Source organism: Desulfomicrobium macestii, from assembly GCF_014873765.1.
Lineage (GTDB): Bacteria > Desulfobacterota > Desulfovibrionia > Desulfovibrionales > Desulfomicrobiaceae > Desulfomicrobium > Desulfomicrobium macestii.
Window position 1 is genome coordinate 96,659 of record NZ_JADBGG010000009.1, and the last position, 22,778, is coordinate 119,436.

18 protein-coding genes, 3 tRNA genes and 1 pseudogene are annotated in these 22,778 nt (G+C 60.1%); 15 read left to right on the forward strand and 7 right to left on the reverse strand.

The genetic code is table 11. From position 1 onward, the window contains the following. Positions 1-2: 2 nt before the first annotated feature. The 4 genes and pseudogenes from fdnG to H4684_RS21235 form a co-directional block, all read right to left on the reverse strand. Positions 3-3,038, reverse strand: a complete 3,036-nt coding sequence (gene fdnG / locus H4684_RS07765; protein ID WP_192623373.1) for a formate dehydrogenase-N subunit alpha — start codon at positions 3,036-3,038, stop codon at positions 3-5. Positions 3,039-3,067: 29 nt separating this feature from the next. After that, positions 3,068-3,319 carry a hypothetical protein gene (locus tag H4684_RS07770; protein WP_192623374.1) on the reverse strand — a complete coding sequence of 84 codons (252 nt, stop codon included), beginning with the start codon at positions 3,317-3,319 and terminating at the stop codon, positions 3,068-3,070. Between the two features lie 45 nt (positions 3,320-3,364). Further along, positions 3,365-3,955: a transposase gene (locus H4684_RS07775; RefSeq protein ID WP_225940324.1), complete on the reverse strand. Its 591-nt coding sequence runs from the start codon at positions 3,953-3,955 to the stop codon at positions 3,365-3,367. Between the two features lie 162 nt (positions 3,956-4,117). Then, positions 4,118-4,225 (reverse strand): annotated as a pseudogene (locus H4684_RS21235) (transposase); the annotation flags it as partial. Positions 4,226-4,485: 260 nt separating this feature from the next. On the opposite strand from H4684_RS21235, the gene H4684_RS07780 reads away from it, so the two are divergent. Genes H4684_RS07780 through H4684_RS07810 form a run of 7 tightly spaced genes read left to right on the forward strand, consistent with a single transcriptional unit; the run spans position 4,486 to position 11,464 of the window. Beyond that, a complete protein-coding gene (locus H4684_RS07780; protein WP_192623376.1) occupies positions 4,486-5,712 on the forward strand; it encodes an ABC transporter substrate-binding protein in 1,227 nt (408 codons plus the stop codon). Beyond that, positions 5,709-7,763: an ATP-binding protein gene (locus tag H4684_RS07785; protein WP_092192467.1), complete on the forward strand. Its 2,055-nt coding sequence runs from the start codon at positions 5,709-5,711 to the stop codon at positions 7,761-7,763. Before H4684_RS07780 ends, H4684_RS07785 begins: the two co-directional genes overlap by 4 nt. Next, the gene (locus tag H4684_RS07790) at positions 7,760-8,473 is read left to right on the forward strand and encodes a response regulator (RefSeq protein ID WP_092192465.1); all 714 of its coding nucleotides are present in this window, start codon (positions 7,760-7,762) and stop codon (positions 8,471-8,473) included. The genes H4684_RS07785 and H4684_RS07790 overlap by 4 nt, the downstream gene beginning before the upstream one ends. 33 nt (positions 8,474-8,506) lie before the next feature. After that, the gene (locus H4684_RS07795) at positions 8,507-9,049 is read left to right on the forward strand and encodes a TlpA family protein disulfide reductase (protein ID WP_092192463.1); all 543 of its coding nucleotides are present in this window, start codon (positions 8,507-8,509) and stop codon (positions 9,047-9,049) included. 14 nt (positions 9,050-9,063) lie between these two features. Further along, positions 9,064-10,677, forward strand: coding sequence for a rhodanese-like domain-containing protein (locus tag H4684_RS07800; RefSeq protein WP_192623377.1), 1,614 nt, complete (start codon positions 9,064-9,066; stop codon positions 10,675-10,677). After that, entirely contained in the window at positions 10,674-11,153 is a 480-nt protein-coding gene (locus tag H4684_RS07805; RefSeq protein ID WP_192623378.1) for a MauE/DoxX family redox-associated membrane protein, read from the forward strand. Before H4684_RS07800 ends, H4684_RS07805 begins: the two co-directional genes overlap by 4 nt. Further along, a complete protein-coding gene (locus H4684_RS07810) occupies positions 11,150-11,464 on the forward strand; it encodes a hypothetical protein (protein WP_192623379.1) in 315 nt (104 codons plus the stop codon). Before H4684_RS07805 ends, H4684_RS07810 begins: the two co-directional genes overlap by 4 nt. Before the next feature lie 6 nt (positions 11,465-11,470). On the opposite strand, the gene H4684_RS07815 is transcribed toward H4684_RS07810, so the two are convergent. Further along, positions 11,471-12,040 (reverse strand): molybdenum cofactor guanylyltransferase, encoded by a 570-nt coding sequence (locus tag H4684_RS07815; RefSeq protein WP_092192659.1) that lies wholly within the window; start codon positions 12,038-12,040, stop codon positions 11,471-11,473. A gap of 437 nt (positions 12,041-12,477) precedes the next feature. Then, complete coding sequence (locus tag H4684_RS07820; protein WP_161949137.1) at positions 12,478-13,362, reverse strand: formate dehydrogenase accessory protein FdhE; 885 nt, start codon at positions 13,360-13,362, stop codon at positions 12,478-12,480. A gap of 162 nt (positions 13,363-13,524) precedes the next feature. Between H4684_RS07820 and H4684_RS07825 the strand changes: the two genes are divergently transcribed. The 6 genes from H4684_RS07825 (at position 13,525) to H4684_RS07850 (ending at position 17,576) form a co-directional block, all read left to right on the forward strand. Further along, positions 13,525-13,938 (forward strand): winged helix-turn-helix domain-containing protein, encoded by a 414-nt coding sequence (locus H4684_RS07825; RefSeq protein WP_092192453.1) that lies wholly within the window; start codon positions 13,525-13,527, stop codon positions 13,936-13,938. 2 nt (positions 13,939-13,940) lie between these two features. Beyond that, on the forward strand, positions 13,941-15,179 hold the full coding sequence (locus tag H4684_RS07830; RefSeq protein ID WP_092192451.1) for a molybdopterin molybdotransferase MoeA: 1,239 nt from the start codon (positions 13,941-13,943) through the stop codon (positions 15,177-15,179). A gap of 14 nt (positions 15,180-15,193) precedes the next feature. After that, positions 15,194-17,128: a molybdopterin biosynthesis protein gene (locus H4684_RS07835; RefSeq protein WP_192623380.1), complete on the forward strand. Its 1,935-nt coding sequence runs from the start codon at positions 15,194-15,196 to the stop codon at positions 17,126-17,128. A gap of 206 nt (positions 17,129-17,334) precedes the next feature. Next, positions 17,335-17,410, forward strand: a tRNA-Gly gene (locus H4684_RS07840). Positions 17,411-17,419: 9 nt separating this feature from the next. After that, a tRNA-Cys gene (locus H4684_RS07845) sits at positions 17,420-17,494 on the forward strand. Positions 17,495-17,501: 7 nt separating this feature from the next. Further along, positions 17,502-17,576: transfer RNA gene (locus tag H4684_RS07850), tRNA-Gly, on the forward strand. 157 nt (positions 17,577-17,733) lie between these two features. Here H4684_RS07850 and H4684_RS07855 read toward each other — a convergent pair. Next, positions 17,734-17,943, reverse strand: coding sequence for a hypothetical protein (locus H4684_RS07855; protein ID WP_092192447.1), 210 nt, complete (start codon positions 17,941-17,943; stop codon positions 17,734-17,736). A gap of 278 nt (positions 17,944-18,221) precedes the next feature. Here H4684_RS07855 and mfd point away from each other — a divergent pair, with 278 nt between their 5' ends. Then, on the forward strand, positions 18,222-21,662 hold the full coding sequence (gene mfd, locus H4684_RS07860; RefSeq protein ID WP_092192445.1) for a transcription-repair coupling factor: 3,441 nt from the start codon (positions 18,222-18,224) through the stop codon (positions 21,660-21,662). A gap of 195 nt (positions 21,663-21,857) precedes the next feature. Beyond that, the gene (locus tag H4684_RS07865; protein ID WP_092192443.1) at positions 21,858-22,775 is read left to right on the forward strand and encodes a peptidylprolyl isomerase; all 918 of its coding nucleotides are present in this window, start codon (positions 21,858-21,860) and stop codon (positions 22,773-22,775) included. Positions 22,776-22,778: the final 3 nt, after the last annotated feature.

A 22,778-nucleotide genomic window follows, 5' to 3' on the forward strand; every position in this document is an offset into this window, starting at 1 on the left:
CCTTACGCTTTCTTCACGTTGACCATGAAGGCCTTGGTTTCCGGGATGCCGGTGTTCGGATCGCCAACGGCAGGAGTCAGCAGGTTGGCTGCATCCCCACCATCCTTGGGCCAGACCCAACCGTAGTGCCAGGGAATACCCACGACATGGACAGGGTTGCCCATGACGTCAAAAGGCTTCAAGCGCTTGGTGACGATGGCGATGGCCCAGAGCTGTCCGCGCGGGTTCTCCAGGATGACCTTTTCGCCGTTCTTGATCCCCTTGAGTTCCGCCAGTTCCTCGCTCATTTCGCAGAACATCTGCGGCTGAGCTTCCGTGAGCCAGGGCAGCCAGCGGGTCAGTACGCCCGTCTGCCAGTGCTCGGTGACGCGGTAGGACGTACACACGAACGGGAAGCGCGGGTCGCAGGTGGTGCGCTTGTGAGCGTCCTCGGCAAACATGAGAGCCGTGGGGCTGTTGAGCTGCGTGGAGAAGGGATGCTCGGTGACCGGGCATTCCAGCGGTTCGTAGTATTCAGGCAGCGGACCGTCGTTCAGGCCCGGACCGTAGATCTGTCCCACGCCATGCTTGCGCATGATGAAGGGATGCTTGGCTCCGGGAGCGCCGCCGCCGTCGACCACGTCGATGAGCCATTTCTTGCCCGCTTCGTCCCATGCCAGGACAGGCTTCTGCGGTGCCCAGGGTTTGCCGGTCATGTCGACGGAAGCCCGGTTGTAGATGACGCGGCGGTTGACCGGCCAGGACCAGGTCCAGTTGGGATAGAGGCCGACCTTGGCCTGTTCCGGAGTCTGGGTCTTGTCGCGGCGTGCGGACATGTTGCCTTTCTCGGTGTAGGACGCTGTGTAGATCCAGTTGCCGGAACAGGTCGATCCGTCGTCTTTCAGGTGAGCGAAAGATGCCACCTGGGTGCCGGCTTTCATGACCGTTTCCGTGCCGTCTGGAGCCTTGAGGACTGTGTCCTTGAGGTAGTAGCCGTTGATCAGCTTGGCGACCTTGTGCGGATCGAAGACATGGCCATCGCCCCAGTCGTCGACGTTGAGGCCGAGGATCGGATCCGGGAACGCGCCCTTGTCCTTTTTGTACAGTTCGCGAATCTTGAGAGCGAGTTCATAGATGATGTCGCCGTCCGGCTTCGATTCGCCCATGGGGCTCGGGCCTGCGTAGCGCCACTGCATCCAGCGGCCTGAGTTGGTGATGGAACCTTCCTTCTCGACGGAGACCGCGCAGGGCAGGAAGAAGACTTCGGTCTTGACCTTCTTGGGATCGACGCCCGGGCCCTTCCAGAAGGAGCCGGTCTCGTTCTCGAACATGTTGACGTTGACCATCCAGTCCAGCTTGGACAGGGCTTCGCGGGTCTTGTTGGAGTCCGCACCGCTGGCGGCAGGGTTCATGCCCCAGGAGAAGAAGCCCTTGAACTGGCCTTTGAGCATCTTGTCGAAGAGCACCAGCCAGGAGGCGTTCTGCCCGGCATCGAGCTTGGGCATCCAGTTGTAGGCTGTGGGCAGGTCGGCTTCCTTGTAGAAGGACTTGAGCAGGCTGGCGAAGTACTTGGGTTTGTGCTGCCACCAGTTGACGCTCTTGGGGTCCTTGCTGACCGGAGTGTTGGCCTTGTTGTAGTCTTCCAGGGTCGCCCAGTTGGAGCGAGGGGTCGCCATGTAACCGGGGATGATGTGGAAGAGCAGGGCCTGGTCCGTGGAGCCCTGAACGTTGGATTCGCCGCGCAGCGCGTTCACGCCGCCGCCGGCCACGCCCATGTTGCCCAGCAGCAGCTGGATGATGCTCATGGCGCGGATGTTCTGCACGCCGACGGTGTGCTGGGTCCAGCCCATGGCATAAAGGATGGTGCCGGCCTTGTCCGGTTTGCCCGTGGCGGTGTAGGCCTTGTAGAAGGCCAGCAGCTGGTCTTCGGGTGAACCGGAAATGGAGGAAACTTTCTTGGAGTCGTAACGATCGTAGTGTTTTTTCAGGATCTGGTACACGCAGCGGGGATCCTTCAGGGTCATGTCCCGCTTGGGTACGCCGTTCTCGTCCATTTCGAAGCTCCAGGACTTCTTGTCGTACTTGCGCCCGGCTTCGTCGAAACCGGAGAACAGGCCGTCTTTGAAGTCAAAGTCCTTGGAGACGATGAAAGGAGCGTTGGTATAATGGAGAACGTATTCCTTCTGAGTCAGGTCATTGTCCAGGATGTACTTGATCATGCCGCCCAGGACGCCGATATCGGAGCCTGAACGCAGGGGAACGTACATGTCCGCCTTGGAGGAGGTGCGGGTGTAGCGGGGATCGACGTGAATTACCGTCGCGCCTGCTTCCTGCGCCCTGGTGACCCATTTCCAACAGATAGGGTGGTTTTCGGCAGCGTTGCTGCCCATTATCAAAATGCAATCACTGTTCTTGAAGTCGATCCAGTGGTTGGTCATCGCGCCGCGTCCGAACGACTCTGCCAGAGCCGCAACAGTTGCGCTGTGTCAAATACGTGCTTGGTGCTCTATGTACGTCAGGCCGAGGCTACGCAGGAAAGCCTGGTAGATCCAGCACTCCTCGTTGTCCAAGGCGGCCGAACCGACGGAGGCGAGCCCTTCGGTACGGTTGACGACTTCGCCCTTGGCGTTTTTGGTGGTGAAGGAATCGTCACGGACTTTTTTGACTCGCTTGGCGATTTCCGTGAGGGCCCAGTCCCAGCTCTTCTCTTGCCATTTGTCGCTGCCGGGAGCCCGGTACTGGACCTTGGTGATGCGCTGGGGGTTTTCGGCCAGCTGATAGATGGCCGCGCCTTTGGCGCAGAGAGCGCCTTCATTGATGGGATGATCCGGGTCGCCTTCGATGTTGATGGCGCGTTTGGTTTTCTCGTCGGTGGTGACGATGAGCCCGCAGCCTACCGAACAGTAACAGCAGACCGAGGTGGTTTCCTTGCCTTTGCGCAAGCTAAGGAGCTGTGCGTGGGCCTTGGTGGGTGCCAGGTCAAACCCCAGGCCTCCAAAGGCCGTGACCGCTGTAGCCGCGGCCGTGAGTTTGACGAATTCTCTTCTTCCCAGTTTCATGCAGATCCTCCTGACAATGTTTCTGGTGTTTACCTTCCACGAATTTCTTGGCCGAGGCGCAATTGCAGCCAACGGCCCGACGGGAGAACGAAATCAACCTGCGCTGACTCAGCAGGCCGAGCCTCTTCGCGTCCAATGAGTTTCACGCTGATGCGTCTGGTCAGGACCGGACGCAGGTCAAAGCCGAGGCCGGAAAAAGGCAACATACCTTGCATTCCGGATGACTCTGATTTTTGCGAGAAAGCTATGGGGGTTTTCGATACGTTTTCCGATTTTTTCATGTTCAACGCTATGCATGAAAAAAAGAAGAATATGCAAGGAGATCTTTAATCCTCAAAGTCTGGCACCATGGCGCAGAGATATTCCGCCAGGATGGGGAAGATGTCGTCGTTTCTGTGATTGTAGCGGAATTCAAGTTCCTTGATGTAAAGCGGGAAATTTCTGGGCGAGATGCCCTTGAGACGCCGGAACCAGTCCTTGGAAAAGGACCAGAAGCCTTTGGACGAGTCGATGAAAAGTCCCTTGTCGTTGTGGCGGATGTTGTAGAGCGCGGACAGGTGGCTTCCTCCGACCAGAAGAGCGGCGTATTGTTTGAAGCGGTCGGTGTAGATGATCTTGCCCAGGCTGGCGGTCTTCAGATGAAAGTTCATCTTGAAATGGATGATGCTGTCGCCGTCAAGCTCGGGAATGAGGTCGGCGAAAACGTGCGGGCCTCGCTCCACGATGCCGAACACAGGCATGCGCGTCCCGCTTCTGGTGCTCATGTCCATGTGGAACTTGCCGGATTTCGAGAAATCGAGCCCTTCGATGGAGCGGATGATCAGGCGTGCGTCCAGCGAGTGGGTCAGTATGGCCATGCGCAGGGTGGTCACGGCCTTGTAGGCGGTGTTGTAGGTGACGCCAAGTTGCTCCGCCATGCGGCCCGTCGGCACCTCCAGTTCGAAGAGCTTGATGAGGCGCAGCCATTGCTGGGCAACAAGATTGCCGTTGTTTATGAAGCGCTGGCTGAAGTCATGGAAGGTGTACGAACAGCGGGAGCAGCGCCGCTTTCCTCCCCGCAGGGCATAGAGTTTCCGGCTGCGGCATTTGGGGCAAAAACGCTGATGGTTTTTCCAGCAAAATTGCAACAAAAATTTTTTTGCTGAATTTTCATTTTTTACAATATTTTCAAATTTTTGAAAATTCATTTATAAAAAATCCTGTGCAAAATTGTGGGTAATAGCGTTTCTGTGCTTTTTTCCAAACATCTTATTTAGAGAATATATGTCTAGGTTGTATTCTGTCATGAAAGACATAATACGCGCTTCCCATAGGGGGCAAACTCACATTTTTGCACAAGATACAGCCCTTGCTCCGGGAGGGCAAGGGTCCGAGTTTAAGTGGCGCAGGATGTCTTTTTCAGCTACTCGTCATTTGGGCATGCAACGATTTCCCAATGGAGGCTGATGTGCGCGGAGGTTTGCGGGTACTTCTCTTGGTGGTGTTTGCGTTGTGGCTGGCATCCTGCCAGGACGCCGAAGTCCAGATTCCTCTTGCTCCGGCAGGGCTCGGAGTGACCGACACCGAAGTCACCTTCGGGTCTTCCCTGGCATTGCAGGGGCACGCCGGTTATCTGGGTCAGGAAACGTTGCGCGGAGCCATGAGCTATTTGCAGTACGTCAACGAACAGGGCGGAGTGCACGGTCGGGCCATCCGGGTCATCACCCGCGACGATTCCTACGATCCTCCGAAATGTCTGGACAACACCCAGCGTTTTCTCATCGAGGACCAGGTCTTCGGGCTGTTCTGCTATGTGGGCACCCCGACCACGGTCAAGATCCTGCCCCTGGTGGAAGAGGCCCAGGTTCCGCTCCTGGGCATGTTCACCGGGGCCAATGCGCTGCGCGAGCCGTTCATGCCTTACCTCATAAATGTGCGCGCCTCGTACTATCAGGAAACCAACGCCGCCGTGGAGCACCTGGTCAAGGATCTCAAGCTGACCCGCATCGCGGTTTTTTATCAATATGACGCCTTCGGCTTCGACGGACTGACCGGCACGGAACTGGCGCTCAAACGCTTCGGGCTGGAACCCGTGGCCAGAGGAAGTTACGTGCGCGGCACGCATGACATAAGCGAAGGCCTTGAGCGCATCCGCGAATCCGGCGCCGAGGCCGTGGTCATGATCGGCACTTCGGACCCGTGCGCGAATTTCATCCGCAAATCCCTGGAAAATGACTACTCGCCCATTTTTTACATGGTCTCCTTCGTGGGCGCCAAGGAGTTGTCGCGCAACCTTCTGCAGTCGGACACGGATCGTTTGGACGTGGTCATGTCCCAGGTCGTGCCCCCGCCCGTCAGCAGTGACGGAACCGTGGCCGAAAGCGCCCAGGAATTCGTCCGGCTGCTGGAAAAGTATTTTCCGGGCGAGGAACCCAATTTCGTGGGTTTCGAGGGCTACATCAACGCCAAGGTGCTTGTGGAGGGGCTTCGGCGGGCAGGACGAAATTTGAGCCGCAAATCCTTTCTTGAGGCCATCACCGCCATGACAAACTTTTCTCTGGGCGGTGATGTCGGACTGACGTTCGGCCCTCAGGATCATCAGGGCATGGACAAGGTCTACTTCACCCGCCTCAAGGAGGGCCGTTTCATCCTCCTTGATGACTGGGCGCAGCTGCGCCGGGAGGAGGGCCAATGAAACCCTACGCGCGCATATCGCTCAAAAACAAGATTTTCATCTCCATCCTGGCCGTCATCCTCTTGATCAGCGTGACCATCGCGCTCCTGGCCCGCTGGATTCTCATCTCCGGATTGACCAAGGAGCTTGAGCTGCGCGGCATCGCCGTGGCCCACTCCATTGCCGAGCGCGGCGGCGGGTTTGTCCTCGACAAGAACTACTCGGAGCTCCTGAGTCTCATCTTCGAGGAGGCCCGATTGCGGGAGCGCCAGCACATGATCAATTACATATATGTGCTCGATCGCAGTGAAAAGGTCCTCTCCCACACCTTCACCGTGCCTTTTCCCGGTCCCTTGAGCACCGCCAACCCTGTCCTCGAGGGGAACATGCACAGCGTGCGCCTTGTCGCGGTGGGCGCGCAGACCTCCTACGACATCGCGGTGTCCATGAACGAGGGCCTGTACCGCATCGGAACGGTGCACGTGGGATTGAGCAAGGAACACATCGACAAGCTGGTGGCCAAGCTGCGCTTCATGTTCCTGGGATTCATCTCGGCGGTCATCATCATTATCTTCTATGTTAGCCATCGTATTTCGCGATATATAACCAGCCCGATTTCGCGCCTGACGAACATTTCGGACGAGCTCAGCCGAGGGAATTTCGATGTGCATCTGGATCTTGGCGAGGGCCTGGACTGGGCGGTGACCAACTGTCCGGCCTACAAGGACACCAACATGCCCTGCTGGCATTTTGACGAACAGGGACGCAAGTCCCGCAAGTCCGAGGGCAAGACCGGTCAGGTCTGCTCGACCTGCCTCTTCTACCGCAAGCGCGGAGGAGACGAGGTCATCCAGCTGGCCGATTCGTTCATGAGCATGGTCTGGTCCATCCGGCTCTACCGCAAGCGCCTCCAGGAATCGGAGATGAAATACCGGTCCCTGTTCGACTCGGGTCCCGATCCCATTTTTGTCGTGGACTGCAACACGGACCTGATCCTCGACGCCAACCCCAGGGCCGAGGAACTCTACGAATATTCCAAGGGCGAATTGCTGGGCGTGTCCTTCATGGTGCTCGGTCACGACCAGGTTCGGGAATGTCTGACCTCTCTCAATGAGGCGAACACGAACAGCGGCTGCGTCTATTATCCCAAGGTGCTCCATTACAAGAAGGGCGAGCGGCCCTTTTACGTCAACATGCACGCCTGTCCCATCAGTTACGGCGGCACCCATGCCATGATCGTGGCCGTGACCGACATCACCGAGATGATGGAGAAGGACGCGCAGCTCGTGCAGGCGGCCAAGATGAAGACCCTTGGCGAAATGAGCGCGGGCATCGCCCACGAGATCAACCAGCCGCTCAACGCCATCAAGATGGGCAGCGAGTATCTCAATCTGCTCATTGAGCAGAACCGCGAGGTGACCGAAACCCAGATCCGGGACATGGCTACGGAGATCAGCCAGCAGGTGGACCGGGCCACGGACATCATCAACAATCTGCGCGCCTTCGGCAAAAAGTCGGGCCTGGTCATGGAACGGGTGGACATGAACGAGCCCATCCGCGGCGTGCTGTCCATCATCGGCCGTCAGTTCTCCATCCAGCGCATCACCATCCGCCTGGAACTGGGCGAGAATCTGCCGTACATCAAGGGACACAACAACCGGCTGCAGCAGGTCTTTTTCAATCTGCTCAACAACGCGCGGGACGCCATTCAGGAAAAAATGGAGAGTGAACCCGGCATGTGGGGAGACATCCTGGTGCGCACCTACGCCATGGAAGGCCGGGTTTTCGCATCCTTCGCCGACAACGGCCCCGGCATAGCTGATTCGGTGCGCAACAAGATCTTCGAGCCCTTTTTCACCACCAAACAGACCGGAAAGGGCATGGGGCTCGGCCTGGCCATAACATACGGGATTGTTCGCGATTATGGCGGAACCATTACTATTGACAGTCAACCGGGTCAGGGGACAACATTCATTTTGAGTTTCCCGAGCGCCGAGAGCCATCCGGCGCTTGAGCACAATGCAGGCCGAGTGGACAAAAAATCGGCACAACCCAGCGAGATATCCCTATGACGCAAGAAAAAATCCTGGTCATCGACGACGAGAAGGCGACCCTGAAAATGTTCCGGCTTTTTCTGGACGTGTACGGATTCGACATCCTCACGGCCGAATCCGGAGAAGAGGGGCTGGAAGTTTTCGACAGGGAAAAACCCGACATCGTCCTGACCGACATCAAGATGCCCGGCATGGACGGAATCGAGGTTCTGCAGCAGATCAAGAAACGGTCGCCCGCCACGGAGGTCATCGTCATCACCGGACATGGCGACATGGACCTGGCCATTCAGGCCCTGAATCTGGATGCCGCCGATTTCATAAACAAGCCCATCCAGCGGCAGAGCCTTGAACAGGGCCTGGCACGGGCCAGGGAGCGGCTCAAGCTGGCCAAGAGTCGGCAGAACGAAGTCAGCGTCAGCCGGCAGGGCCGGGCGCTGGTCATTGAGATTCAGGGCAGCGTCAGTTCCCACAGCGAACCGTATCTGCGCGAAGCCTACTCCAAGGCCCAGGAAGCGGGGGTGCAGCGCATCGTGCTGCATTTCGATCCCAACACCTCCGTGAACGGGGCAGGCATCGCCATTTTGACCCAGCTGGTGCTGGAGAGCGAAAAGGACGGAGTCGAGATTGTCATGGCCGGTCTTTCCGAGAATTTTCGCAAGGTTTTCGGTATAGTGGGGCTGACCCGCATGGTTCAGATTTTCGACGGTCTGGATGAGGCCTGTACCTAGGTTTTTTTTTCGGCCCGGGGCCAAGGAGTGTTCATGACGGTTTTCACTCGTATCGCATTTTGTCTCTTTCTCTTTTGCGTGGCCCAGCCTGTCATGGCCGCGCCGCCCGCCACCGGCGACGCCATGCCCGAACTGATTCTGCCCGTTCCCTTCGATCCGGCCGGACAGGAGATGCTCGGCGTGCAGGGGAAAACGACCTTCACTCTTGCGGATCTTGGCGCCGATCTCATTTTCATAGAGGTCATAGGCGTGTATTGTCCGCAGTGCGTCAAGCAGTCCCCGGGTTTCAAGACCCTTTTCAACCGCCTGAACAGGGGCAAGCTCAAGGGGCGAGTGGCCATGTTCGGGCTGGCCGCCGGAGGAACGGACGCCGAGGTCAAGCAGTTGCTGGGCACCGGCCAGTACCTTTTTCCGGTCCTGAGCGACCCCGACTACGTGCTGCACAAGGTGCTGGGCGAGCCGCTCACTCCCTACACAATCGTCTGCAGGCCGGACGGGAGCGTGGTTTACGACCACCTCGGCGTGGTTCAGGACATTGACGCGCTCTACCAGCACATAAAGACACTGCTCGACTGATCGCGGAGCGGCAGATGACGCCTCAAACCGAAAGCGATGCCGATCGCGCCAGATACCAGTTTCAGATTCTGTTCGATACGGCCGCGGAGCTGAGCGGGGCGCGTTATCCGCACAGGATACTGGAAGCTTTTCTGCTCTCGGCCCAGGGTGGAATTGGCGCCCGGGGCGGTTTTGCGGCCGTTCTGGGACAGGACGGGTTTCAGCTCATGACCCGCTCCAGCCTCTCCAAAAGCCTGACTCCGGAATATGCGCGGGTGCTGCGCGAACATCTGGACGCCCTCGGCGAAGAGCGCAAATCCTCTTTTTTCGTGCCCTCCCTGCAGGGCGAACTCTGCCCCGGAAAATGCGAGTTGCTCCTGGTCTGCCCTCTCGATGACGGTAGGGATGGAGTGCTCGGTCTGGAAGAAAGCCTGGCAGGCCGCCCCTATGACGAAAACGACAGGCAGCTTGTGGCGGGCCTTGGCACCCTGTTCCAGACCAGCCTTCGGTTCTCGCTCTATGCCACCCGTGTCGAACTGCTCAACGCCGAGTTGACCAAGCAAAACGACACCCTCGACCGCCAGATTTATCATCTGAGCGCCTTGCGCGACCTCTCTGGAGAAATTCTGCGTGTGGACATGGCCGAGGTCATGTCCACCTTTCTTTTGACCCTGCTCGGGCATTTTGCCCGGCCCCAGGGCCTCCTCGTGCTGCACGACCGCACCTCGGGACAAATCCATGAAATTTCCAGCGGCCTGCCGGTAAAGCCCGAACTCACCGACCAGAAGGTGGAGCGGCTGTTTTTCCTGTGTCTGGCCGGTGTCCGCGAAAAGCATCTGCAACCCCTGCAGGTCGAACCTGTCGAGGACATGAGCGGCGCTGCGGGGATCGAGCTGGGTTTTACGCCCGACCGGGGCTACCTCTTCATGCTGCGCGAGAACATGTACGGGGTGCTGCTTCTGGGGCAGAGTCTCGGCCCGATGGTTCCCGCCGAGGACGGCCTGTTGCAGGCCTTTGTTTCGCAGGGAGTCTTGCATCTCAAGAATGCCGATTCCTTCAGAACCATCATGGCCCTGAACGATGATCTGGCCAGGCAGAACGAGGAGCTGCGCCGCACCATCGACGAACTGACGCGGGCCAGGGACCAAATCAGCATGCTGGAGGCCGCGGGCAGACGCATCGCCGGCATCGTGCACAGCAAGGCGTTGAGCCTGACCCGGGTACGTCTGGTCGATTTCTTTCTCATCATCGCGCTGAGTTTGGGCATGGCGCTGGCGTTCAACGCGCAAAACCCGCGCGGGATACCCCTGATCGAAGCTCCCGGGCCCGAGGTTCCATTGGTGACCCTGGAGCAGGCGTTGGCGCTCATCGAAAACGAGGATGCGCTTCTTGTCGATGCCCGCCCGCGCGAGTTCTTTGAGCGCGAGCATGCGCAAAGAGCGGTCAATGTTCCGGCTCAGCTTTTCGATCTGGTCTACATGATGCAAATGACCGCCGAGGACCCCGAGCGGCCCATCGTTGTTTTCGGGCGCAGCGTGAGCCGCCGCTACGACCTGACCGTGGCCGCTAAATTTCTGGGCAGGGATCATGAGCGGGTCTATATCGTCAAGGACGTCCCGCCCCTGGCCCTGGACGGAGGCATGCCATGATCCCGCGCCTGAAGCTCATCCTGACCCATCCTCTTCTCGCCCTGATCCTGCGCCTCTATCTGGCCGGGATCTTCATCTACGCCAGTCTGCACAAGATCAATTTTCCGGCCGAGTTCGCGGACAACATCGCGGGCTATCTCATCGTCCCGTATTGGCTGATCAATCCGTTGGCCGTGTTCATGCCCTGGCTGGAACTGGTCTGCGGCCTCTTTCTTCTGGCCGGCGTCAGGGTACGGGCGGCGACTTTGCTGATCGGCGGGATGCTGGCCATGTTCACCGTGGCGGTGCTGGTGGCCCTGATTCAGGATACGCCCATCGGTTGCGGCTGCTTCCAGACCGTGGGCGAACCCATTTCCTGGTGGACTGTGCTCAGGGATCTGGCCTGGCTGGCCATGGCCGCCCATGTTTATTTTTATGACCGGCTGATCCATCTGGACCGGCTCTTCATGCTCAAACCGGAGGAACTTGGGCTGTGATCAAATTATTGCCGCTTCTGCTTCTGCTGCTGTGTCTGTCATGTTCCTCCCGGCCCGATCTTGCCGGACGCTACGAGGCGTCGCACACGGGCCCAAGCGGGCCGGTGAACGCGGTCATGACGCTGGCCGAGGACGGCAGCGGCAAATGGGAGATCGAGGGGGAGGTCCTGCCGTTTTCATGGGTCGTGCGCGAGGGTGCGCTCAACGTGCACACCCGTGACGGGGCTGTGGTCGAAGGCGTGATCGAGGGCGTGAATGTCCGTCTGGACGTGCCGGGAGTCGGCGCGCTTGATTTCGTTCGCGGGAAATAGCTTTTTCTAGCGGCCTTGCAGCTGCTCCAGATCGGTCGGGTAGTTGACGTTGAAGAAGATGCGCCTTTCGTCTTCCGTGTAGGTCACCGTGTGGCGCAGTTCGGCCGGGATGAGCCGACTGAGCTTGAAGAGCCCCTGGGACACGCCTGCCTCCAGCAAGGGCAGGGCCTGCGGTTCGTAGATCGCGACCAGGTTCTCGATGAATCCCGAATCCTTGAGTTGCCAGGTGGTCAGCACGCAATGCCGCGGGCGTTCTTCCCGCGCGGCCATGAGTCTTTCGATGATGCCGTCCTCCATGAAAGGCAGGTCGCAGGCGAGGACGAAGATTGGCTCCTTGAATTTGCGCAGCGCGGTGATGATGCCGCCGGCGGGACCGATGCGCTCCGTCTCGTCGGTGATGACGGGCCAGGGTCCGCCCACGTCGAGGGTCTGCCGGCAGGAGACATAGACCTTGTCGAGATGGCGTTGCAACAGCGTGGCCGTGCGCGTGAGCAGGGTCTGTCCCTCGTGCACGACACGCGTCTTGTCTTGTCCGAGCCGGGATGATTTTCCTCCGGCAAGCACCAATCCAATCATGATTTTCCCTGTGCCGCGATCCGCAGCCGAAAGGCAGCGGGCACGGTATTTTTGGTTTGCAGGCGTCTCAGTGCGGCCGCATTCCGGGACGATCCGGGGCGCGGCCGCCAAAACTCCTTCTCCGGCCTCGTGCTGTTTTTCCGTCGTTGCTGCCAAACAGATGTCTGCGCTCCGGGCGAGGGGCGACGGAAAAACAAACGATTCCTGGCTCAGTCAGGCAGTTGCCGCCCCCACCCCGGATCGACCCGGAACGCTGGGAACGGGCGCTGGCCGGGGCAAGGCTGTTGACTGATTCCACCCGCAGGGAGAAATGCGCAATTTTCGCATTCGCCTCCGAGTCATTCCCGCCTCCGAGTCATTCCCGCGAAGGCGGGAATCCATCCCCTTGGTCATATGGATGGCAACAATCGGTCCTGTCTGGAGGCAGTTTTTATTCTTTAAAATCCCCAGGCTGAAAGGGTGGGGCGCTTGTATTTCTTTTCCCGGGCCGCCACATCGAGGCTCAGGGATTCAAGATCGTCCACCAAGGGCAGGGTTCTGCGATCGAGGTTTCTGAAATCCGTGAGCTTGATGTAAAGATTGCAGGTCTTGCAGGCGTTGATGCGTACTCCGGGCTCTTCATCGGCTTCGTAGTATTCCAGCTTCGCCACGTCCTTTTCAAGACAGAAGGGACACTGCAATCTAGGCGCATGATATTCCGCGTGGCAGAATCCGCAGATGTTGTATCTGAATCCTTCCTTTTCACGCAAATCGGACATGATCGGCATGCTGCCGCACAGGGGGCAGTGCCCATGTTCCCAGGAATTCGAAAGATCGGTCCGGGCTTCCAGCGCGATGGCGGCGCGTTCAAGGGACGGAGTCATGGCGGCCTGCGCGAGCATGGGCAGGATGCGCGGTGCGGAAGGGGTGACGGCTGTCCAGGTGGAGAAAAAACCTTCGTCGCCGTTCAAATGCGCCTGCATGACCAGGTCCAGGTCCAGGGATTTGTCCGCTATGGCAGCCGAAATGGCGGCAGCGGCTTCGCCAAGGGCCGGATTGACCGATTTCGCCAGCTCCAGAAATTCGTTGAAAAGTTCAATGCTCTGGTCTTTGTCAAAGGGAAAATTGGTTCTTTCGACCAGAGGAGCTCCCTGGCTGTGCTGCAGCGGATCGGCGATTTCGATCGTGGCTGCGGCAGGAACCTGGGCCTTGTCCCGGGCCTTGAGTTGACGGGTGTAGATCTTTTCGACCAGATCGATCAGTTCCACGGGTAGAAAACCCCGTTTTCTGCACGCGTCGATTTTCTTGGCAAGCAATTCCAGGGCTTTTTCAGCTTCGATCATGGGCATTCTCCGTTGGTGAAGGGCGAGGTGTGAATCCGGGCCGGGTCCGTTCCTAACGTGTCTTTTGATACATCACAATGCTTGTTTTGTGTCTGGCTTTGATTTAGCAAAATATGTGTTTGAATTTTAATCACATCATCCTCAAGCCGGGAGGAGGAATCCATGACCGAATCCAAAACCGAGGGCACCTTGACCTTGCGTCTGCATGTCTGGTTCGAACGCGACGAGAAGATTTTTCTGGGCATCGGCCGGGCCCTTCTGCTCGAAAAAATCGAGGAGTGCGGGTCGCTCAGACAGGCGGCCACGGACATGAAGATGTCGTATCGGGCCGCCTGGGGCAAGCTCAAGGCCGCCGAGGAAAGCATTGGCAAGCCTCTGGTCCAGAAGATCAAGGGCAAGGGCCAGCGCTATGAGCTTACTCCCGTCGGGCGTCAGCTGGCTCGGCAGTTTCTGCAGCTGCAAAGCGACATCGAGACCTACGCCAAGGGCAAGGCCCAGGATATTTTCGGCGAGGAAGTGCAGTACTACGCCGATGCCTATCCGGAAACCAAACTTTCATCCTTCAAGGCGGATTAGGAATGGATCATGGTTTTTTCCGGGTCATCTCCCCGGCCCGGTTTTGCGAGTTGTTGCGTGGTTTCGCCCCCGTGGATTCCGAGCTTATGCCCCTGGAGGATTGTCTTGGCCGCGTTCTGGCCGAAGACATCCTGTCCGGGGAGGACATCCCGGCCCTCGACCGATCCTGCATGGACGGCTACGCCGTGCGCGCGGCTGACACCTTCGGCGCTAGCGAGGGCAATCCTGCCTATGTAGAGCTTGCCCGCAGCGCGGCCATCGATGAGGTCGTCAGCCGTCCCCTCCATTCCGGGGAATGCATGGGCATCGCCACGGGCGGAAGCCTGCCGCCCGGCGCGGACGCCGTGATCATGGTCGAGCATACCCAGATGCTCGGGGATGCGACAGTCGAGATCCGCAAGACCGTAACCCCGGGCGAGAATGTCATGCTCAAGGGCGAGGACGTGGGGCAGGGGCAGGTGGCCGTGCCCGCCGGAAGGCGTCTGCGTCCGCAGGATGTGGGGCTCATGGCCGCCATCGGCTGCACCTCCGCAAGGGTTTATCGCCGGCCTCGCTGCGGTGTCGTATCAACGGGCGATGAACTTGTCCCTGTCGATTCCGTGCCCAGGCCCGGGCAGATACGGGACGTCAACTCCCATACGCTGGCCTGCATGGCCCGGCAGTCCGGGGCCCTGGTGCGCGCCCACGGATTGGTCCCCGATGTGCGTGAAGCCCTGCAGGGAGCCCTGGTCCGCTGCCTGGAGGAGAACGACGTGGTCTTCATTTCCGGCGGCAGCTCCATCGGGACCCGGGATCTGACCATCGAGGTTCTGGAATCCTTCGCGGACAGCGAAATTCTGGCCCACGGCGTGTCCATCAGTCCCGGCAAGCCGACCATCCTTGCGCGCGTCGGGGGCAAGCCGGTGCTCGGGCTTCCCGGTCAGGTCACCTCCGCCCAGATCGTCATGCTTGTCTTCGGGCAGCCGCTTCTGGTGCATCTGGGGGGTGATGCGGGGGCCTTTGATCCCGGACGCCTGCTCATGCGTCCGGCCAAGCTCGGGGCCAACCTGTCATCCAAACCCGGCCGCGAGGACTATGTTCGGGTGCGGCTTGAAGAACAGGATGGGCAGTGCGTGGCCATGCCGAGGCTCGGCAAGTCGGGCCTGCTGCGGACCATGCTCGATGCCGACGGCCTGGTGCGGCTTCCCGCGTCCCTAGAAGGCATGAGGGCCGGACAGGACGTGGATGTCTGGATATTCTAACCTGCGAAAAATCAATGAAAAAACGAAACATATATCTGAAGACCGTGCCCGTGGCCGAAGCCCTGCGTCTGGCCATGGACGCCCTTGACCGGGACCGCCTGGTCGGCAGGGAGACGATCCCCGCGCACCAGGCCTGTGGCCGGGTCACGGCGCAGGCGGTGCATGCGGTGTGTTCCTCCCCGACGTTTCACAGTGCGGCCATGGACGGCTATGCCCTGAAAGCCGAGTCCACTTTCGCCGCCCGCGAAGGGCGGCCCGTGCGGCTGGCCAAGGGCAGCCAATGCGCGCCCGTGAACACCGGACACCCTCTGCCCGAGGGCATGGACGGGGTGCTCATGATCGAGAAGGCCGTGCGCGACACCGACGATTTCATCGAGCTAGAAACCCCGGTCTTCCCCATGCAGCACGTGCGCCGCATCGGTGAGGACATCGTGGCCACGGAGCTTCTTCTGCCCCAGAACAGGCTGCTCTCTCCCTATGACGTGGGCGGCCTCCTGAGCGCCGGGATCTGGGAAGTGCCGGTCTGGGAACAGCTGCGCATGAGCTTCATCCCCACCGGCGATGAGGTCCTTGATTTCACCAAGCGCCCAAGTCCGCGTCCGGGGCAGGTCATCGAGAGCAATTCGCAGGTCTTCGCCGGTCTGGCGGCCGCCCAGGGCTGCCTCTTCACCCGTGTCGATCCGGTGCCGGACAACGAGGAAGCCCTGACCGCGGCGGTGCGCGAGGCCGTGAACGGACCAAGCCATGTGGTCGTCATCGGCGCCGGCTCCTCGGCCGGCTCCAAGGATTTTTCCCGCTCCATCATCGACAGCCTGGGCCAGGTGCTGGTTCATGGCATCGACCTGATGCCCGGCAAGCCCTCCATCCTCGGCATCGTGGACGGCAAGCTGATCGTCGGGGCTCCGGGATATCCGGTCTCGGCCGTGGTCTGCTTCGAGGAGCTGCTCATCCCGCTTTTGTCCTGGCTGTCCCGCAAGACGCCTCCGGTTCGACCGGTGGTGGATGTGGAACTGGCGCGCAAGATTCCTTCCAAGCTCGGCACGGAAGAGCTGGTCCGACTGGCCATCGGCCGGGTTGGGGAGAAGCTGGTGGCCACGCCTCTGGGACGCGGCGCGGGCATGCTGACCACGCTCATCCGGGCTCAGGGCGTGACCCGCATTCCGGTGGACAGCGAGGGCGCCGAGGCCGCCTCGAAGGTCCGGGCCGAGCTGCTTGTCCCGGCGGCGGAGCTGGACCAGACCCTGGTCGTGGTCGGCAGTCACGACAACATCCTCGATGTGCTTGGCAACGAACTCATGGGCCTGACCCGGCCGGTGCGCATCGCCTCCAGCCATGTGGGCTCCATGGGTGGACTCACGGCCCTCAAGAACCGTTCGGCGCTCATGGCCGGGACTCATCTCTTCGACGAGCTGAGCGGTGACTTCAACTTTCCCTTTTTCCTCAAGTATCTGCCCGGTCTCAACGTCGCGTGCGTCAATCTGGCCATCCGGCATCAGGGGCTGATCGTGGCCAAGGGCAATCCGCTGGGCATCGGCAAAGTGGAGGATCTCGCCCGGCCCGAGGTGCGCTTCATCAACCGCCAGCGAGGGGCCGGGACGCGCATCCTGCTCGATTATCACCTGCGGCAGGCCGGGATCAGTCCAGAGCAGGTGAATGGGTACGACAAGGAGGAGTTCACGCACATGGCGGTGGCGGTCAACGTGCTCACCGGGACGGCCTCCTGCGGGCTGGGCATTTTTGCGGCCGCGAGCGCCCTGGATCTTGATTTCGTGCCCCTGGCGCGGGAGCGCTACGATCTGGCCTTCCTGCCCGAACATGCGGACTGGAAGACCGAGGTGGCGCTGGAACTGATCCGCTCGGCATCCTTCAAGGAGCGCATCGAGAAGCTGGGCGGGTACGAGACTGCCCTGACCGGCCGCATCATGGAGCCCGGCCAGGGACTTGGGTAACCGGTCAAGAACGCCGAATGGCCGGACTGTTCCGGGACGGCGGGCTGCGTGGAACAGGGAAAACCCGGGTCCCAGGCGTAGTTGAAATGGCGATGATCAGTGTTTTACGTAGCGACGAAGCAGATTGACGGTTGGGGTAGACCTGATAACCCCTTCTTTTTCCTTGACGGCCATGTGCGGTTGAAGTAGCTGCATGATCCTCGCGGGCGGGAGTAGCTCAATGGCTAGAGCATCAGCCTTCCAAGCTGAGGGTTGCGGGTTCGAGTCCCGTTTCCCGCTCCACGAGAAAATGGCGGCATAGCCAAGTGGTAAGGCAGAGGTCTGCAAAACCTCCATTCTCCAGTTCAAATCTGGATGCCGCCTCCAAGCACCTGCGGGAGTAACTCAGTGGTAGAGTGCAACCTTGCCAAGGTTGAAGTCGCGAGTTCAAATCTCGTTTCCCGCTCCAGATTTTTCGGCCGGTCCCTGACCGGCCTCTCGCGTTTGGCTATCCCGTAGCATAGCAAACCGGCCGGTCCCTGACCGGCCTTTCTTTTGCCCAAAATATGTCCGGGGCCAAAAAAAAGCTCCCGGAAGGGAGCTTTGGAGCGCAGAAGGCAGGAACTTTATATTTCGCCCATGGAGTGGCGCAACCTGAGTTCGTTCAGGATGGCGTTTTCGTAGTGCATTGACGGCGGCTCTTCGTGTTCCGTGGGTTCGAGATAGCGGTCGAGCATCTGGCTTTCTTCCCAGAAATCGAGCAACTCGTCGTTGCCGAGGATCTTGAGCTGGTCTTCCAGGGTGAAGGGATCCTCATTGGGAAGGAATCGTGCCATGAACTGCTCCTTGGACGTGAATGGTGAACGGTTAGGTACGGATCGACCAATACGCACCCGCTTCAGACCTGTCCACCAAAATGTCCGGCATTGGCGGTACTCTTTGCGGGAGGCTGTCCGCGTCGCGCGCAAGTGCTTGACCTTGCCTCTCTTTTGGGCAACGTAAAACGATTCTGTGCAAAGAGGTCAAGCGCCTGTTCGCACATGGCCATGGCTCCAAGCCGCTCCTTCCCGGGGGCGGCTTTTCCCCGTTGCTTTCAATCCGGACCGGTCGTCACGTGATCATTCCCCAAGCCTTGCAGAAGCTTATCGACGGAGCAGAGCGTCAAACCAGAATCTTCAAGAGCGGTCCCGCCTCGCAGATGTATCTGGCCCAGGCGCTGCTCGAAAAGGGTCACAATGTCGTGCTGGTGCTGCCGCCGAGCGCGGATCTGCCCCTTTACGATTCCCTGGCGCGCCTCTTTTCGCCCGAGGACAGGAACCTTCCCTTCTGGGAAAGGCGCTGGCTGCGCTTTCCTCATTATACCGTGGAGGACCCGCGCCGGTCTCCCTGGCCGGAACGATGGCGGGCCCTTTTTGCCCTGGCCCGGAAAAGGCGTGGGCGCGGAGTGCTGCTGCCGCTTGAAAATCTGATCCAGAAATGGCCGCATCCCGAACTCCTGCAGCGCGAGCATCTGGAGCTGTCGGAGGGCGAGGAGATTTCCCAGGAGGATCTCCTGGAGACGCTGGTCAATTGGGGATATGCGCGCGTTTCCATGGTCACCGCCGTGGGCGAGACCTCCCTGCGTGGCGATATCATGGATATCTTCTGCCCCGGATATGACCATCCGCTGCGGCTGGAGTTTTTCGGCGACACCCTGGAACGGATCAGGCTCTTTGAACCCATGTCCCAGCGATCGCGCGCCGATCTCAAATCCCTGACCATCCTGCCCGTGGCCGGATGCATTGGCGCCGATACCTACAGGGAAGAGGCCCGGAGCATGTTCGACGGATGGCTGCGCCTGGGAGAGATCTCAAAGCCTGTGCGGGCGGAACTTGAAAAGGAGCTTATGCAGGTCCATCCGCACCTGCCGCCGAGCATGTACTATCCCCGGACCGTGGGCCTTGAGGCCTGGCTGCCCGAAGGAAGCGTGTTTGTCATGGCCGAGGCCCAGGACCTGCGGACCAAGCTCGACGAGACAAGCTGGGCCTGGCAGAATTTTTTTCGCGACGACGAGCGGCAATGGCCCCGTCACGGCCTGATCCAGACCCCTGGCGATGTGCGCAAGACCTGGGAGGACAACCGCCAGATCCTCTGCGAAAGCCTGGTCATGGGCGTGCGCGAGGATGGACTGGACCTGCCCGAAGAGGGGGTGAACTCCTTCGAGGATCTTTTCTGGACTCCGGAAAGCCGCTCCCGGCCATGGCGGGCGCTGATGCAGGAGCTTGCCGTCTGGCGCAAAACCTACGCCCAGACCATCTTCTGTTTCCATACCGAGCAGTCCCGCAAGAAATTTCTGCAGCTCGCGGCCCAGGACGATCATGTGCTCAAAACCGAGTACGAGGCTGCGGGCAGGGGGATCTTCGCGTTGGTCGGCTCCCTGGGACACGGCATGCGCCTGCCCTGGGCCGAGATTCAGATCCTGCCAGAGTCCGTGCTCCAGCCGGGCGCTCCCAAGGCGCAACGCAGCGCGGGCAAGGCATTCAAGGGTCTCGATGCCTTCGACGAGCTTGAAAGCGGAGACCTTCTGGTCCATCGCGACTACGGCCTGTGCCGGTTTGGAGGCTTGCACCGCATCAAGTTCGGGGATGTAGCCAACGACTACCTGCTGTTGCAGTATGATGGCGAGGATCGGCTCTATCTGCCCGTGGACCGCCTGGGGCAGGTGCAGCGCTACAAGGGGCCCGATGGCGCGGCTCCGGCCCTGGACCGTCTGGGCAGTTCGGCCTGGAGCAAGGCTCGCGAGCGCACCCGCCAGTCCATCGCCAAGATCGCGCGCGATCTGGTAGAGATGTACGCTTTCCGCAAGATTACCAAGGGATTTCAGTATAATCCCATCTCGGAACTCTACTGGGAATTCGAGGCCAGCTTTGGATTCGAGGAGACCCGCGATCAGGAAAAGGCCATCGCCGATGTCCTCGCCGACATGGAAAAACCCGAACCCATGGACCGGCTGGTCTGCGGCGATGTGGGTTTCGGCAAGACCGAGGTGGCCCTGCGCGCGGCCTTCAGGGCGGTCCTGGACGGCAAGCAGGTGGCCTTGCTCTGTCCGACCACCGTCCTGGCCGAGCAGCACTACCAGACCTTCCGGCAGCGCATGGAGCCGTTCTCCATCACCGTGGGGCTGCTGAGCCGCTTCGTGCCCGCGGCCGGACAGAAACGGACCCTGGAAGCCGTGCGGCGCGGGCAGGTGGACGTCCTGATCGGCACCCACCGCATGCTCTCCAAGGACGTGGAGTTCTCCAACCTGGCCCTGCTGATCCTCGACGAGGAACAGCGCTTCGGCGTCAAGCACAAGGAGCGCATCAAGAAGATGCGTTCGACCATCGACGTCCTGACCCTGACCGCCACGCCCATCCCGCGTACCCTGCAGCTCTCCCTGTCCGGCATTCGCGGCCTCAGCGTCATCGAGACTCCGCCGCGCGACCGCAAGCCCGTGGAGACTTCCCTGCTGGAGCGCGATCCGGCCCAGCTCAAGGCCATTCTGGAGCGCGAACTGGCCCGGGGCGGCCAGGTTTTCTGGGTTTACAACAGGGTGCAGGGCCTGGAGCGGGTGGTGGAGTTCGTGTCGTCGCTGGTCCCCGGGGCCCGGGTCGGCATGGGTCATGGGCAGATGAAGGCCCAGGACCTTGAAGAAACCATGCACAGGTTCTGGCACGGCGAACTCGACGTGCTCGTGTGCACGGCCATCATCGAGTCGGGGCTGGATTTTCCCCGCGCCAACACCCTCATCGTCGACCAGGCACAGCTTTTCGGACTGGGGCAGCTTTACCAGCTGCGCGGCCGGGTGGGGCGTTCCAGCGAGCAGGCCTACGCCTATTTCATCATTCCCGATCTGGACCGCCTGCAGGAGACCTCGCGCAAACGGCTCAAGATCATTCTCGACATGGATTACCTCGGGGCCGGATTCAAGGTGGCCATGGAGGACCTGCGTCTGCGCGGAGCCGGGAACATCCTCGGCGAAGCCCAGTCCGGGACCATCGGCAAGGTGGGTCTGGACCTCTTTTTGGAGATGCTCGAAGAGGAGGTCACCAGGCTGCGCGGCGGCAAGGTCGAGACGGAGATCGAACCCGAGCTCAACCTCGGCTTCCAGGCCCTCATCCCCGAGGAATACGTGGCCGACGGCAAGGAACGGTTGCATTACTACAAGGCTTTGTCCTCCTGTCACGATGAGGGGGCCATCGTAGAAATCGTGGACGACATGCGCGACCGCTTCGGCTCCCTGCCCGAGGCGCTGAAAACCTTCGTGGCCGTGCTCATGATCAAGATCGATGCGCGTAGGCTGGGCGCGGTGCGGGTGGACCTGTTCGAGGAGCGGGCGCTCATCCATTGGGACGAAACCCGGCATAACGTGGACCTCTCCAAGCTCATGGACTGGGTGGGCGAAAATGCCTCCTGCGCCCGGATTCTGCCGCCGGCCAAGCTGGAGCTGCGCCTTGTCGCCGGGTCCTCGCCGACCCTGGCCATGCATTCGCTCAAGGACATGCTGCTGGTGCTCAGGGAGCGGATCAAGCTGTGAAGGGCCGTGCCGGGGGCTTCCCAAGTTTGAACTGGACTCGGTCAGGACTGAAGGGTAGTACGTTGGGCGCATTGTCAACTTTGTCGCGAGCAGCCGGACGGTTTTTCGGGCGCCTTCTTAACAGGCCCGGATAATGATGCGCGGGGCATGGGGGCTTGCGATGTTCCTCAAAAATAATAAAATGAGACCTGATTTATGAAAAAATGCGGTATTCGTGCTGTTTTGGTGCTTTCTCTTCTCTTTGTCCTCGCGGGCCTCGGACAGGCCGCGCAGCTGGTCGATCGCATCGTGGCCGTGGTCAATGGCGAGATCATCACCTTTCAGGACTTGCAGCAGCAGATCCGTCTTGTCATAGGGCAGACCCCAGATCCCGAAACGGCCGGAAAAATCGCTCCCCAGGTGCTCGACGACATGATCGACGGGATCATCCTGCGTCAGGAAGCGCAGCGGCTCAAGATCGAGGTCTCCGATTCCGAGGTGGAGAACGAAATCCGCCAGTTCAAGGCCAGGCGCCGTTTGACTGAAGAGGATTTCGAGCGCACGTTGCGTCTTCAGGGCCTGACCCCCGAACAGTTCAAGGAGCGCAGTCGCGAAGACATCATCAAGCACAAGATGCTCGGCTACATGGTGCGCCGCAAGGTCGTGGTCACCCAGGAAGAGATTGACGCCTACAAGGCCCGGAACAGCGCTGAGCTGACCACCGAACGCATCGTGGACGTGCAGATGCTCGTGCTCGTGGACGAGGAGCGCGCCAATTCTCTTTGGAAGTCGCTCAGCGCCGGAGAAATCAGCCTGGATGAGGCCGTGGCGCAATATTCCATCGGCCCCAAGGTCGACAATGGCGTCATGAGCGATGTGCGTTGGCGGGAATTGGCCGAACCATGGCGCGAAGGCCTGCGGGATCTGGATGCGGGCGAGATGGGCAAGCCATTTCTGATCGAGGACAAATGGGTCATCCTGAAACTGCTGAATCGTCGGGACGGGGCGCGTCAGGAACAGGCGGCCATGGATGAAGAGGTGCGGGAAGCCATCATGCGTCCCAAACTCGAAGAGCGCTTCAAGGAATACATGAATGGCTTGCGCGGCAAGGCCATCATCCAGAAGAAGCTTTAGGTC